This window comes from Streptomyces sp. NPDC002851 (assembly GCF_053591935.1).
The window spans coordinates 109582-123188 of the sequence record NZ_JBSFUT010000018.1 but is presented as its reverse complement, the minus strand read 5'-3'; the positions used below and the strand labels follow the sequence as shown (position 1 = coordinate 123188).

Below are 13607 nucleotides of genomic sequence, written 5' to 3'. Positions count from 1 at the left end.
CCCGCATACTCCATGACGCCCCGCCCGTTGTCGTCTCCGGGAGACACCCATGCCGCACGTCACCCGCCGCAGAGCCGTCACCACCCTCGCCGCCGCCCTCACGGCCACCGCCACCGCCACATCCACGGCGACCGCCACACCGGAGCCGTCCGCCCGGCGACGCCACCCCCGCCCCCTGCGCCGCGCCCACGCGCACAACGACTACCTGCACCCCCGCCCGCTGCTCGACGCCCTCGACCACCGTTTCACCAGCGTCGAAGCGGACATCTTCCTCGTCGACGGACAGCTCCTGGTCGCCCACGAACCGGCCGAACTCGACCCGAGCCGCACCCTGGAGTCCCTCTACCTGGACCCGCTGCGCGCCCGCGTCCGCGCGGGCGGCGGCTCGGTGTACCCGGGTTGGGGCGGTTCGCTGCAACTGCTCATCGACCTGAAGACCGAGGGCGCCTCGACGTACCTCGAACTCCACCGCCACCTGCGCCGCTACCGCGAGCTCTGCACGACGTACGACCACGGCCGGGTGCACCCGGGCCCGGTGACCGCGGTGATCTCCGGTGACCGCGCCGCCCGCGACCCGATGGCGGCACAGACGCTCCGGTACGCCTTCTACGACGGCCGCCTGGCCGACCTCGGTGGCCCGGGTTTCGCCACAAGGGTCCAACACCACCCGCACGATCGGGTAGCGTGTACGCCGTGCATTGCAAGAGCCAAGCGTGCACGGTGTGTTGAGCGAGAATCAAGCCAGCGCAAACCCATGCTTTCGGGCAACCGGGCAGGTTCCGTCCCGGCTGGTGTTGAGGGAGTAAGACCTCTCGGGTCGCTGACCCACAGGGCTTCCTGAGCCAGGAATCCCCTTGCTTTGGCTGGGGGAGGGTTCAAAGGCAGTCAACACACGTTCGGCGGATATGTCAGTCGCCCGGACGGCCCCTCCGCTCCGCCACACTGGCTTCCGAAAGCCACGGAGTCAATGTGGCGGAGGAGGTTGGCGATGGCCGTTTCGATTTCCGTTGTTCTGCTGCTTCTGATCCTTGCGGTGGTGTTCCTGCGCAATGGCGCGCTGAAGTTCTCGCACGCGTTGGTGTGCGTCCTGCTCGGCTTCTACTTGGCGAGCACCAGCATGGCCCCGACGATTCAGCACGGCCTCACGACGACGGCGGACATCGTGAGCAACCTGCACCCTTGACCATGCGTAAGCTCCGGACCGCCCGGCAGTCCTGAACAACTCTCACCTTTCCATGGACACTTGAAGGCGCCGGTCCTAGCTTCGGCCGCATGTCCGCCACCCGTCGCACGGTCCGCCGCGCCCTCGCTCCGACGCTCACCGCCGTCGCCGTGGCCGCGGCCCTCGCGTTCCCCGCGGCCCCGGCGCAGGCCGATGACATCCCCAAGGCGCCGGGGCACCGGCTCGTCGACGCCTACGAGGGCGCGCCCGCCGAGCCACGCCCGCTGCCCGGCGAACAGCCCCCGCAGCACCCGTATCTCGCGCCGAACGGCCGCAGCGGCATGCACGCGGACGCGGCCGGCAGCGGAACGTACCCCTGGAACGGGCCACTTGGGCGCACGCCCCAGGCATCGAGCGAGCGGATGGCGGCGCTCGGCGGCGAGTGCGCGACGGTGACATTCGACGCCGACGGGAGGCTGATCACGGTCTGCGGCACCTTCAAGGGCTTCCTGGTGAAGCTGCTCGACCCGGAGTCCCTGGACACGCTGGCCGAGTACCAGCTGCCGCAACGCCCCTCCACGGTCGAGGCGATCACCCGGCTCGACTTCTCGAAGATCTTCAAGGACACGTCCGGCGGCGCGTACGCCTACCTCGACCACGAGGACCGGCTTGTCCTGGCCGACTCTCGGCAGCACATCGTCCGGCTCGCGCATGAACAACGCCCGGACGGCAGCTGGCAGTTCGAGGTCGACGCGGACTGGGATCTGACCGGCCACGTCCCGCACGACTGCGCCTCCTGGACCAACCCGTACCCGAGTGGCACGTGCGACCCGGTCACCTCCGTGATGCCCGACTGGCAGGGCCGCATCTGGTGGGTGACGCGTCAGGGCCGGATCGGCACCGTGGACCCGGACGACGGCGCCATGCGCGCGATCCGGCTGCGCGGCGAGGAGATCCAGAACTCGTTCTCGGTGGCCGAGGACGGCGTCTCCATCGTCAGCGACCACGCCCTCTACAGCTTCCGTGCGACGGCGGACGGCACGCCGCGCGCGGTGTGGCGGCAGCCGTACGACCGGGGGACCGGCGCCAAACCTGGCTCCGTCAACCAGGGTTCGGGCACCACCCCGGACCTCTTCGGCGCCGACGGAGCGCGGTACGTCGCCATCACCGACAACGCCGACGACCGCATGAACGTTCTCGTCTACCGCCGCGGCGACGCCGTTCCCGACGACCGGCGCCTGGTCTGCAAGGTCCCGGTCTTCGGCGTGGGCGCCTCCACCACCGACAACTCCCTGATCAGCTGGGGCAACAGCCTGGTCGTGGAGAACAACTACGGCTACGAGAACGTCACATCGCTGACGTTCGGCCGCTCGGTCGTCGGCGGTGCTACGCGGATCGACGTACGCCCGGACGGCAGCGGCTGTGACACGGTCTGGGAGAGCGAGGTGCGCTCCCCGTCCACGGTCCCCAAGCTCTCGACGGCGAACGGCCTGCTCTACTTCTACGAGAAGGACCCCAACCGGCTCGGCATCGACGCCTGGTACCTGACCGCGGTCGACTTCCGTACCGGCGAGCGCCGCTGGAAGCGCCTGGTCGGCACCGGCATGGCGTACGACAACAGCTGGGCGCCCATCACGCTGGGTCCGGACGGCACGGCGTACGTCGGTGTCTTCAACGGCATCACGGCGGTCCGCGATACCCGGTGAGGCGCCGTGCGCCTACGCCGCCCGCGCGAACACCCCGATCCCGTTCGGCACCGGCCGCTCGATCCCTCCGGCGGGGTTGTTCCGCACCGTCACGCCGGGGGCGCCGGGATCGCGGGTGACCAGCGTCGAGCTCCCGCCCCCGTCGAGGCTGAAGGCGTCCGAGGCTCCCAACCTCCGCATGAAGTCGGCGACTTCGGCGATGGTCAGGCCCTTACGGAACTCCGGCGACCCGTCGAGCGCCACCAGATGCAGCCGCCGCCCGCCGTCACTGATGCCCGTGGCCGACCGCACCGCGGGCGTCAGCCCGTCGAGCCCGGCCAGCGGCCGCCCGTCCCGCAGCACCGGATACCCGCCAAGCGCGAACCGGTACGGCACCCGGGAGCCCTCGGGGACCAAGCGGTGCCACATCCCCACCCGTTCGCCGACCGCCAGCTTGCGCAGCTTCTGCGCCCCGGCCTCGCGCCCCACGAGCACGGTCTCGCCCCGCGCGATGGGCCCGGCACCGGGCGCGTCGGCGGTGGCGACCACCCGCCCGTGCCGCACCGTCACCTCATGCGTGTCCGTGCTGCACGGCGCACCCCGGTCCGTATCCGTCCCGCAGGTCGACCGCAGCCGCGACACCGAACCCCAGTCGGAGGTGAACGCGCCCACCGAACCCACCGGCAGTGCGTACTGGTTGAGCCCACCGAGCGGCATCCGCCCCCACGGCATGCGGAGCGCGCCGCGCAGCGTGAGCCGTCCGAGCCGGGCCCGGCCGTCGATGCCGACCCCGATGACCTCCCGCGTGTCGGTGCCCGGCGGCAGCGCGGGCCCGAACCGCTGCCCCAGCGGCACCGCGCCCTTCAACTGCCGCCCGCCCGCGACCGTGGGACCGACCGGGGCGCCGGTCGCCTCTACGCCGGGGTGCTGCGTCTCGATGATGTTGAAGAAGTCCCCGTTGACCCCGGCCACCGCGCCCGTCGCGTCCGCCATCTGGGACACGCTCTGCCGCGCGCCCACGAACCCCGGATAGAGCAGACCGGCCCGGACCCCGCGCGCCCGCAGATCGACCGTCACCACATGGGCGCGGACCGGCCCATGAGAGGTCGTCAGATCTACGGTCCGGTACGTCACGCCGTGCGCGACCGCGCGTAACGACGACGACGCCCCGGCCGCCGGTGCCCCCACGAGGGCCACGCCGGCCAGGGCGCTCCACACCATCAGGACGACAAGTACGGCTCTCCACCGGTGCGCGCCCCGCAGCTTCACCGAACCCCCTGACGACCCGCCGACGCCTCGACCACCCAACTGTCCCAGCGGGAAGGGAAGTTCGCCAGATGCCGGTAACATCCCGATGTCCGCGTTCCGGCAACGTATCAACCGTATGGAACGGATCTTGGTGGTTACGCGCCGACCACCCGCGATCGGATCAAGAAGCGCACCCCCTCCGGAGCCTCGAGCGAGAACCCGCTGCCGCGGCCCGCCACGACGTCGACGATCAGCCGGGTGTGACACCAGACTTCGTGCTGGCTCTTGGACATCCAGAACCCGATCGGCTCATCGACTCCGTCCACGGACAGCGAGGCGAGCAGCACATCGGAGTTCCCGGTACGGAACTCGCCCTCCGGATAACACATGGGCGCACTGCCGTCACAGCAGCCGCCGGACTGATGGAACATCAGCGGACCGTGTATCTCCCGCAGTCGCCGCACCAGCGCGGCGGCCGCTTCCGTCAGTTCCACAGGACTCGCCTCGGACATATGCCGGACGCCTCCCTCTCGTTACGTACAGTCGTGGACAGTCGCTATGTGTAGCCGTCTTGTCGCATTCGTACAGGGAGAAGCGTGATTATCACTGTCACCGTCGCCACCATCGCCATCGCGTTCGTCGTCGGCATGGTGCTCAATCGACTACTGCGCCGTCGGCTCCTCGGCGAAGAGGCCGAGGCAATGACCGTACGCGACCTCGTGGAACCGCTCCAGACCCTCGCCGTCCTCGTCCTGGCCTTTGTGCTCGTGATGGCCGCGGACTCGTTCTCCAAGGCCGAGGTGGCGTCCCAAACCGAGGCCAGTGCAGTGGAACACCTCTACGAGGTCGCCGAGTTCGCGCCGCCGGAAGCGCGCCAGCGGCTGCAGGGGGACGCGATCTGCTACGCGCGCGCCGTGATCGCCGAGGAGTGGCGGACCATGAGGGACGGCAAGCGCTCGGCGGTGCCGGACCCATGGAGCGTCGATTTCCTGGAGGCGACGAAGCCGCTCACGGACGCCCCGGTGTTCGAGATGCTCCTGGACGCCGACGACAAGCGTGGCGAGTCACGGCGGGACCGGCTGTCCCAGTCCACTCCGGCGATCCCGGGCGCCATGTACTGGTTCATGCTCCTCACACTGGTAGTCACCGTGATCGCGGTCGCCTTTGTTCTGCCGCACCGACGCGGCCGCGCGGAGATCGTCACCCTCGCCATCTTCACCGCTTTGCTGACCGCGGCCCTGCTCCTCATCAACGACGTCGACCGGCCCTTCCGCGGAGTGGTCAACGTGGACCACGCCTCCATGAACATGACGATCGACGACATCACCAAGGACTACGACTCCGCGTACGGCAAGGAAAAGCTGCCCTGCGACGCCCGGGGCCACCAAGCGTGACCGAGGGCGCCTGAGCACAGCCCGAGCCGTGCCTCAGGCCCCCGCGCCTCAAGCGCTCCAGCGCAGTACCGCGCCGAATCCGCCCGCCGGGCCCGGCATGCCCTCGGGGACGAACAGGACCTCGACGTCGGCGGCCGCGGCGGACCGCAGCAGGGCGTCGTCCGCGCGCGCCCGCTCCGGCTTGCTGACACCAAGCGCGCGCGCCTCGCCGCGCTGTACGGCGACCTCGTCGACGCCGGGTCCGATCCAGACGTCGCGGCCCGCGTCGGACGCGTCCTGCCCGAGGAGCAGCGTGCCCACCTGGTGCTTGCGGGCCGCGTCCACGACGGCGGGCACACCTTCCGCCGCGTCCCCGGGGTTGCTCTCGGGACCCTGCGCACCGTGCTCGCCGGGGCGGCCGCGCCCGGCGCGGAAGCGGTTGAGGGCCTCTTCGAGGTGGCCCCGCGCGAACTCTTCGCAGGCCTGCGAGATCTGGCGGTCGAGCGCGCTCTTGGAGGCGCCCGCGGCCCGGCTGCCGCTGTCGACCTCGACGGTGACGTTCCGGATCTGCTCCGGCAGCCGGTTGTACACGGCATGGCGCTCGCGGGCATCGCCGGTCAGGACGAGGAGCTGTGCGCCGTTCTCCGGCCATTGCCGGGTGAGCTCGTCCGCGATGATGTCGGCGGTCTCGTTCCAGGTGTTCTCGACCTTGTTCCGGTAGTGCCACTCGTACCGGTCCGCGGGGACGCTGCGGTGTCCGCGGCCCCGCCACTCCTTGCCGTTCGCCGTGGCCACGGTCCGGCTGTGCTGCGCCTCGCGCAGCTCGATATCGGCGCCGGTGCGGTCGATGTACGCGACCAGGCATGCCGGTTCTTCGCCGATCAGGCCGGGGAGCGGGGAGATGTGCGGAAGCAGGGACCAGGTCGCCTCGGTGTCGGCCGGTGCCACGCTGAGCGGGATATCGAGGACGACCTCGGCGCCCGCGGCGAAGAGGGCCCGGCCCGGAGGCGCCCCGGAGGTCGGCTCGTGCGCGAGCCGGTCCACCACCGCCCGGCACGTGTAGGGGTCGGCACCCGCGTCGATGAGCTGCGAGGCGACTTCGCGCTCACGGAGCTTCTGCCGCTGCTGCGCGTCCTCGGTCGTGCGCGTGGTCTCGACGTACACCGAGGCCCAGGGGCCGATACGGTCGAAGAGCGGCTTGAGAAAACCGAGTTCCATGATCTTCCCCCCGATCGGGGACAGTGCGTACTACAAGGTTAGGACGCGGACGATGGCCCGGCGCCCTCCTTGCGGAGGAAACGGCGCAGCCGCGGCAGGGTCCAGGTGTTGATCACGTCGTCCGCGGTCAGCCAGCCGCGCTGTGCGGTGCCCACGCCGTAGCGCAGGTACTCCAGGTGGAGCGGTGCGTGGGCGTCGGTGTTGATCGCGAACTTCACGCCGTACCGCTTGGCGCGCAGGATGTGCTCGTCACCGAGGTCGAGCCGGTCGGGGTGCGCGTTGATCTCGAGCGCCGTCCCGGTGCGGGCGCAGGCGGCGAACACCGCGTCGAGATCCACGTCGATGCCCGGCCGCTTCCCGATGATCCGGGTGGTCGGGTGTCCGATGATGTTGACCTCCGGGTTCTCGCAGGCCGTGATGAGCCGCCGGGTCAGGGCGTCCCGTCCTTGGTTGAAGTGGGAGTGCACGGAGGCCACGCAGAGGTCGAAGTCCCGCAGGAACTCCTGCGGCCAGTCCACGTTCCCCTCCGGGTCGATATTGAGCTCGGTGCCGTGAAGCAGGCGCATCTTCCGGCGCTTGCCGTCGAGTTCGCGTACCCGCTCGCGCTGGGCAAGGATCTTCTCGTCCGTCATCCGCTGCATATACAGGTTCGGGGCGTGGTCGGTGACCGCGTAGTAGCGCAGCCCCCGCCGGGCCGCGGCCGTCACCATCTCGTCCAGCGGGGCGAGGCCGTCGGTGAGGTCGGTGTGGGTGTGCAGGTCGCCCCTGATGTCCGCCTCCGTGACCAGGTCCGGCAGCTCGTCGCGCAGCCCCGCGGCGACCTCACCACGGTCCTCGCGCAGCGTCGGCGGAACCCAGGGCAGCCCGAGCCGTGCGTACACCTCCTCCTCGCTCGCGGAGACGATCTTCTTGCCGCTCTTGGCGTGGAACAGGCCGTACTCGGAGAGTTTCAGCTTGTGCTGGACGGCCATCTCGCGGGTGCGGATGTTGTGCGCCTTGCTCCCGGTGAAGTACTGGAGCCCCGCGCCCCAGGAGTCCGGCGGCACGACCCGTAGATCGATCTGGAGGCCCTTCGTGGTGCGGATCGAGGTCTTCTTCGTGCCGTGGGCGATGACCTCGGCGATGCCCGGCAGCTGTGTGAAGGCGTCCATGAAGGGGTCGGAGCGGTCCGCCGCCACGAGGATGTCCACGTCCCCGACGGTCTCCCGCATCCGGCGCAGCGACCCGGCGTACGTGCAGCTCTCGCAGCCGGACAGGGCGGACAGCTCGGCCACGATCTCCTCGGCGACCTCCATGGCGGCGTTGATCGGTACCCGCTCGCCCGCGGCCTGCAACAGGTCGATCCCGTGCAGGATGTTCTCCTCGGTCTTCGGCCCAAAGCCCTTGAGGTCGCGCAGCCGCTCCTCGTGGATGGCGTCGAGGAGTTCGGGCACCGAGGAGATGTGCAGCTCCTCGTAGAGCGTCATGGCCTTCCGGGGGCCGAGGGTGGGGATGGCCATCAGCTGACGCACGCCTGCGGGGATCTTCGACCTGACGTCCTCCACGGCGGGCATCCGGCCGGTCTGGAGATACCGGATCACCTTCTCGGCGATGGACTTGCCGACGTTCGGGATCTCCTGGAGGCCCTTGGCGTCCAGCTTCGCTACGTCGGCGTGGTGGCCGCCAATGGCACGTGCGGCCTTCTCGTAGGCGCGCGCCTTGAACGCGTCTCCGCCGGTGATCAGGACGAGGTCCGCGTACTCCTGAAGCAGCGCCGCGACCTCTTCATTGGGCCGGACCACCCTTTCATTTTAGGGCGGGTTTCGGTGCGGGCCCATGCCACGGGCCCTTCCGCGCCGGGCGCTCCCGACGGAGGTCCTGCGTGCTCATCCGCCCTGCTCATCCGCCTTGCTTATCCGCCTGGTCATCTGCACGCTCACGCGGCTTCCCGAGGCTCCTCCCGCACCACCTCCGAGGGCTCCTTGTCGTCCCGCAGGCCCTTGAACCGCGGGTGGCGCAGCATGCCGTCCCGGGTCCACTCGGTGAAGCCGACCTCGGCGACCAGCTCGGGGCGCACCCAGTGCGCGGCCCGTTCCCGTACCGGCTCGCCGAACGGGGAGCGGTCCTCTTCCCGCTCGTCCAGAAGACCACGGATACGGCGCAGCGCGGCCTGGTCGTAGCCGGTGCCGACCTTGCCCGCGTACCGCAGCGTCCCGTCCTCGTAGTAGCCGAGCAGCAGCGCGCCGAAGCCGATGCGGCTTCCGGCCGGCTCGGTGAAGCCGCCGATGACGAACTCCTGGCCGCGGCCGCACTTGAGTTTCAGCCAGTCGGTGGAGCGGCGCGGCACATAGGGCCCGTCGGCGTCCTTGGCGATCAGCCCCTCCCAGCCCCGCTCGCAGGCGTCGGCGAGGAGCCGTGGGCCGCCCTCGTTGCGGTGCGGCGTGAAGCGCAACGGGGCGGCGAAGCGCAGGCCGCGGCGGAGCAGGGACTTGCGGGTACGCAGCGGCAGCCGGGTGAGGTCCTTGCCGTCGAGGCGCAGCAGGTCGAAGACGTAGTACGTCACCGCCACCGAGCTGGCCCGCGCCTGAGCGGGATCGGTGATCCCCATGCGCTGCTGGAGCCGGGAGAACTCCGTCCGGCCGTGCGAGAAGGCGACGATCTCACCGTCCACGACGAAGTCTCCGCGGCCCTGCGCGGCCAGCGCGTCCACGATTTCGGGGTACGTGTCGTTCACGAGTCGGCCGGTACGGGAAAGCAGCCGCGTCCGGCTGCCCTCGCGTACGGCCAGCGCCCGGACCCCGTCCAGCTTGCGCTCGAAGACCCAGCCCCCGGCGAAGTCCCGGCGGTCGGAGAGCACGGCGAGCATGGGCCGGGTCGCGAGATCCTCGCCCGAGGGGGCATCGGCAAGGAGCCGCCGCTGTGCGTCGGGCAACGACTTGAGGAGGTCCTCCTGCTCCGCCACGCTCAGCCTCCTGGCCCTCGTCGAGCCCTCGTCGGCCCTCTTAGCCCCTAGCCCCCCTTGCTCTCTTCGACCTCTCAGCCCCCTTCGCCCTCGTCGCCCTCGTCGCCCTCTTCGGCCGCGACCTGCCGGAGCGTCCGTCCGCTCCGTGCCGACCTGGCCCGGCGCGGGTCGGGTGCGCCGCGCTGCCCGGCCCGCTCGTCGTTCTCCTTCACGAGGAGCCAGGACTCCCGGCCCTCGGACTCCTGTGTGCGGAACCGGGTGAGCCCGTAGCCGCCGTGCAGCTTCTTGCCGTCCATCCAGAACGTGACGTGGCCGTTCGCCAGCCGCTCGGCGAAGGAGGCGTCGCGGTCCTTGCGCTTCTTCGGGGGAAGCGGGCGGTACGTCCCCTCGTCCCAGACGATCACCGTGCCCCCGCCGTAGTCGCCCTCGGGGATCACCCCTTCGAACTCCCGGTACTCCATCGGGTGGTCCTCGGTCGGCATCGCAAGCCGCTTGTCGTGCGGGTCGGTGGAGGGGCCTTTCGGGATGGACCAGGACTTCAGTACGCCGTCGACCTCGAGCCGGAAGTCGAAGTGCAAGGTGGACGCATCGTGGATCTGCACGACGAAGACCGGCTCGCGCCCGGCGGCGGCCGACGGGCCCGCACCCTCGTCCCCCGGCGGCTCACGGGTCCGCTCGAAGTCCCGCTTCCTCCGGTACGCCGAGAGCCCACCCTCACCCTTCACGACGCCCCCTTCCTGCCGATGCCCATCGGTGTCAGGGTCACGCACCGGCCCGCGCGGCGCATGTGGGGCGGGCGGCGCTACGAGCCCTTCATCGGCGGGACGCGCCCTTCATTGGCGGGGTCTGCACCCGGTGTGCGCCGTAAGACTGCGGGGAAGGCAGAGGGAAAGGCGCCTGACGGGTAAAAGCCCAGGTCAGGCGCCTTCTCGTCGGTGGCCTCAGAAGCCGGTGGCCTCAGAAGCCGGTGCCCTTAGCAGGCGGTGGCCCTAGAAGAAGCCGAGCTTGTTCGGGGAGTAGCTCACCAGCATGTTCTTCGTCTGCTGGTAGTGCTCCAGCATCATCTTGTGGTTCTCGCGGCCGATGCCCGACTGCTTGTAGCCGCCGAAGGCCGCGTGGGCCGGGTAGGCGTGGTAGTTGTTCACCCAGACTCGGCCCGCCTGGATGGAACGGCCCGCGCGGTAGCCGGTGTTGATGTCGCGGGTCCATACCCCGGCGCCCAGGCCGTAGAGCGTGTCGTTCGCGATCTTGATGGCGTCGTCGAAGTCGTTGAACGACGTCACCGAGACCACCGGGCCGAAGATCTCCTCCTGGAAGATCCGCATCCGGTTGTCGCCCTCGAAGATGGTCGGCTGGACGTAGTAGCCGCCCGCGAGTTCGCCGTCGTACTCGATCCGCTGCCCGCCGGTGAGGACCTTCGCGCCTTCGCGCTGCCCGATGTCCAGGTAGGAGAGGATCTTCTCCAGCTGGTCGTTGGAGGCCTGCGCGCCGATCATCGTGTCCGTGTCCAGCGGGTGGCCCGGCGCGATCCGCTCCGTGCGGGCGATGGCCGCCTCGATGAACTCGCTGTAGTGGCCGCGCTGGATCAGCGCCCGGGACGGGCAGGTGCAGACCTCGCCCTGGTTGAGAGCGAACATCGTGAAGCCCTCGAGAGCCTTGTCGCGGAAGGCGTCGTCCGCCGACCAGACGTCGTCGAAGAAGATGTTCGGCGACTTGCCGCCGAGTTCGAGCGTCACCGGGCGGATGTTCTCGGAGGCGTACTGCATGATCAGGCGGCCCGTGGTGGTCTCACCCGTGAACGCGATCTTCGCGACCCGCGGGCTGGACGCCAGCGGCTTGCCCGCCTCCGCGCCGAAGCCGTTGACGATGTTCACCACGCCCGGCGGCAGCAGATCGGCGACCAGGCTCAGCCAGACGTGCACCGAGGCCGGGGTCTGCTCGGCCGGTTTCAGGACCACCGCGTTCCCCGCGGCGAGGGCCGGGGCCAGTTTCCATACGGCCATCAGGATCGGGAAGTTCCACGGGATGATCTGCCCGACCACGCCGAGCGGCTCATGGAAGTGGTACGCGACCGAGTCGTCGTCCAGTTCGCTGAGCGAGCCCTCCTGGGCGCGGATGGCGCCCGCGAAGTACCGGAAGTGGTCGATGGCCAGGGGTATATCGGCCGCCAGGGTCTCCCGGACGGGTTTGCCGTTCTCCCACGACTCGGCGACCGCGAGCTCCTCGAGATGGGCCTCCATCCGGTCCGCGATCTTGTTCAGTACGCTCGCGCGCTCGGCCACCGGCGTACGCCCCCAGGCCGGTGCGGCCGCGTGCGCCGCGTCCAGGGCGCGCTCCACGTCCTCCGCGGTGCCGCGGGCCACCTCCGTGAAGGTCTGGCCGTTGACGGGGCTCGGATTCTCGAAGTACTGGCCACGGGCGGGCGGTACGTACTCACCGCCGATGTAGTGGTCGTAGCGCGACTGGTAGGAGACGACTGCGCCCTCGGTGCCGGGCGCGGCGTAACGGGTCATCTTCGTACCTCCCGGGGCAGGCTGCCCGCCGTTGGGCAGCGCTCGCGGCCGACGGTAGGCACAGGGACGTTGCGCCTACGTTGCGGCCGACTGCTCCCGGTGAAGCGCGCGCCGACGCGCCTCGGCCGGGGCACGCTCCGGCGCGCCCTCGGGCATCACCGCCACCAGGGCCTGCCATACGTCGAGGTCCTCGCCGCCCCACGGACTGTGCGCCCAGTCCGCGAGCAGCTGCGGATCCCCCCGCTCGATCAGCGCGGTGCGCAGGGACTGCTCCAGGCGGCGCCGCATCCGCACCACCTCCGGCGCCGTCGATCGGGGCAGCAACGGCCCGGCGTACGCGCTCATCGCACTGGCCGTGCCACCCGCCGCGACCCGCCGCTCCACCCGCAGAAAGTCCGCCGCGACGGGCACCGTGAGCCGGTACGGCCGGGACGCGAACAGCGCGGCGCCGAGCAGCACCCGCAGCCGGGACAGCTCGGCCCGCAGCGTCACGGGCGACATGGCCTCGTCCTCGTACAGCAGCATCAGGAGCTGATCGCCGGTCAGGCCCTCGGGGTGACAGGCGAGCAGGGTGAGCAGCTCGGAGTGGCGGCGGGTCAGGCGCCGCTTGCGGCCGCCGGTGATGAGCAGCGCCTCGTCGCGGCCGAGCGCGTACAGCTCGACCGTGTCCGGGCCCACTCTGGGCTGTTCCAGGGCCAGTTGGGCCTCCGCGGCGCGGGCCACGGCCTGCACGAAGGCCAGGCTGTGCGGGTGGGCGAGGCCGTCGCCGCCGGTGATGTCGACGGCGCCGAGCACCCGGCCGGTGCGCGGGTCGTGCAGCGGGGCCGCCGCGCAGGTCCACGGCTGCACCCGGCGACTGAAGTGCTCGGCCGCGAAGACCTGCACGGGCCGGTCCACGGCGACCGCGGTGCCCGGCGCGTTGGTGCCGACCGCGGACTCCGCCCAGCGCGCGCCCGGCACGAAATTCATCGCGTCGGCCCGGGCCCGCGTACCGGCGTGCCCCTCCACCCAAAGCAGCCTGCCCTGCGCGTCGCACACCGCGAGCAGATGCTCGCCGTCCCGCGCGAAGGTGCTCATCAACTCCCGGAACACCGGCATCACACGGGCCAGCGGGTGCTCCGCCCGATAGCTGCCGAGGTCCCCGTCCACCAGCTCGACCGGCGCCGTGCCGTCCGGGCACACCCGCGCCCGCGCCGAGCGCCGCCACGACTCGGCCACCACCGGACGCACCTCGACCGGACGCGGCATCGCGCCCGCGGATCTGCCCGCGGCCCGCCCCGGACCGGCCGCCTCGGTGAACGCCGCGTGCGCGCGGCGCACCGTCCGGACCCGCTCGGCGGGATCGGCACCGGGCTCCAGGGCCACCCACGGATCGGTCAACTCGGCCTCCCGGACGGGGTCGTGGGGATGCGGACCCCGTCATCGTCCCGCCGCCCGGACGGCACGACAACCGCCCGCGCACGGCGG

12 protein-coding genes are annotated in these 13607 nt (G+C 70.8%); 4 read left to right on the top strand and 8 right to left on the bottom strand.

Translation table 11 applies throughout. The features are described from left to right. Window positions 1-49: 49 nt before the first annotated feature. The 3 genes from ACWD10_RS20625 to ACWD10_RS20615 all read left to right on the top strand — a co-directional run bounded on the left by ACWD10_RS20625 (window position 50) and on the right by ACWD10_RS20615 (window position 2868). The gene (locus tag ACWD10_RS20625) at window positions 50-841 is read left to right on the top strand and encodes a hypothetical protein (RefSeq protein ID WP_451092938.1); all 792 of its coding nucleotides are present in this window, start codon (window positions 50-52) and stop codon (window positions 839-841) included. Window positions 842-988: 147 nt separating this feature from the next. Next, the gene (locus ACWD10_RS20620) at window positions 989-1183 is read left to right on the top strand and encodes a hypothetical protein (RefSeq protein WP_451092936.1); all 195 of its coding nucleotides are present in this window, start codon (window positions 989-991) and stop codon (window positions 1181-1183) included. An 89-nt stretch (window positions 1184-1272) separates the two neighbouring features. Continuing rightward, complete coding sequence (locus ACWD10_RS20615) at window positions 1273-2868, top strand: hypothetical protein (protein ID WP_451092934.1); 1596 nt, start codon at window positions 1273-1275, stop codon at window positions 2866-2868. Between the two features lie 12 nt (window positions 2869-2880). Here the strand turns inward: ACWD10_RS20615 and ACWD10_RS20610 are convergent, their stop codons facing one another. Together ACWD10_RS20610 and ACWD10_RS20605 are read right to left on the bottom strand one after the other, a co-directional pair. Continuing rightward, entirely contained in the window at window positions 2881-4068 is a 1188-nt protein-coding gene (locus ACWD10_RS20610) for a phosphodiester glycosidase family protein (RefSeq protein ID WP_451093027.1), read from the bottom strand. 182 nt (window positions 4069-4250) lie between these two features. After that, window positions 4251-4607 carry a DUF779 domain-containing protein gene (locus ACWD10_RS20605; protein WP_451092932.1) on the bottom strand — a complete coding sequence of 119 codons (357 nt, stop codon included), beginning with the start codon at window positions 4605-4607 and terminating at the stop codon, window positions 4251-4253. A gap of 84 nt (window positions 4608-4691) precedes the next feature. Here ACWD10_RS20605 and ACWD10_RS20600 point away from each other — a divergent pair, with 84 nt between their 5' ends. Beyond that, entirely contained in the window at window positions 4692-5489 is a 798-nt protein-coding gene (locus ACWD10_RS20600) for a bestrophin-like domain (RefSeq protein ID WP_451092930.1), read from the top strand. Window positions 5490-5537: 48 nt separating this feature from the next. Here the strand turns inward: ACWD10_RS20600 and ACWD10_RS20595 are convergent, their stop codons facing one another. The 6 genes from ACWD10_RS20595 to ACWD10_RS20570 all read right to left on the bottom strand — a co-directional run bounded on the left by ACWD10_RS20595 (window position 5538) and on the right by ACWD10_RS20570 (window position 13520). After that, window positions 5538-6686: a baeRF2 domain-containing protein gene (locus ACWD10_RS20595; protein ID WP_451092928.1), complete on the bottom strand. Its 1149-nt coding sequence runs from the start codon at window positions 6684-6686 to the stop codon at window positions 5538-5540. A 38-nt stretch (window positions 6687-6724) separates the two neighbouring features. After that, window positions 6725-8467, bottom strand: a complete 1743-nt coding sequence (gene polX / locus ACWD10_RS20590; protein ID WP_451092926.1) for a DNA polymerase/3'-5' exonuclease PolX — start codon at window positions 8465-8467, stop codon at window positions 6725-6727. Window positions 8468-8601: 134 nt separating this feature from the next. Then, window positions 8602-9627 (bottom strand): non-homologous end-joining DNA ligase, encoded by a 1026-nt coding sequence (gene ligD, locus ACWD10_RS20585; protein ID WP_451092924.1) that lies wholly within the window; start codon window positions 9625-9627, stop codon window positions 8602-8604. A gap of 74 nt (window positions 9628-9701) precedes the next feature. Continuing rightward, the gene (locus tag ACWD10_RS20580; protein WP_451092922.1) at window positions 9702-10352 is read right to left on the bottom strand and encodes a DNA polymerase ligase N-terminal domain-containing protein; all 651 of its coding nucleotides are present in this window, start codon (window positions 10350-10352) and stop codon (window positions 9702-9704) included. Between the two features lie 264 nt (window positions 10353-10616). Beyond that, window positions 10617-12140, bottom strand: coding sequence for an acetaldehyde dehydrogenase ExaC (gene exaC / locus ACWD10_RS20575; protein WP_451092920.1), 1524 nt, complete (start codon window positions 12138-12140; stop codon window positions 10617-10619). A gap of 75 nt (window positions 12141-12215) precedes the next feature. Next, window positions 12216-13520, bottom strand: a complete 1305-nt coding sequence (locus ACWD10_RS20570; protein ID WP_451092918.1) for a GAF domain-containing protein — start codon at window positions 13518-13520, stop codon at window positions 12216-12218. Window positions 13521-13607: the final 87 nt, after the last annotated feature.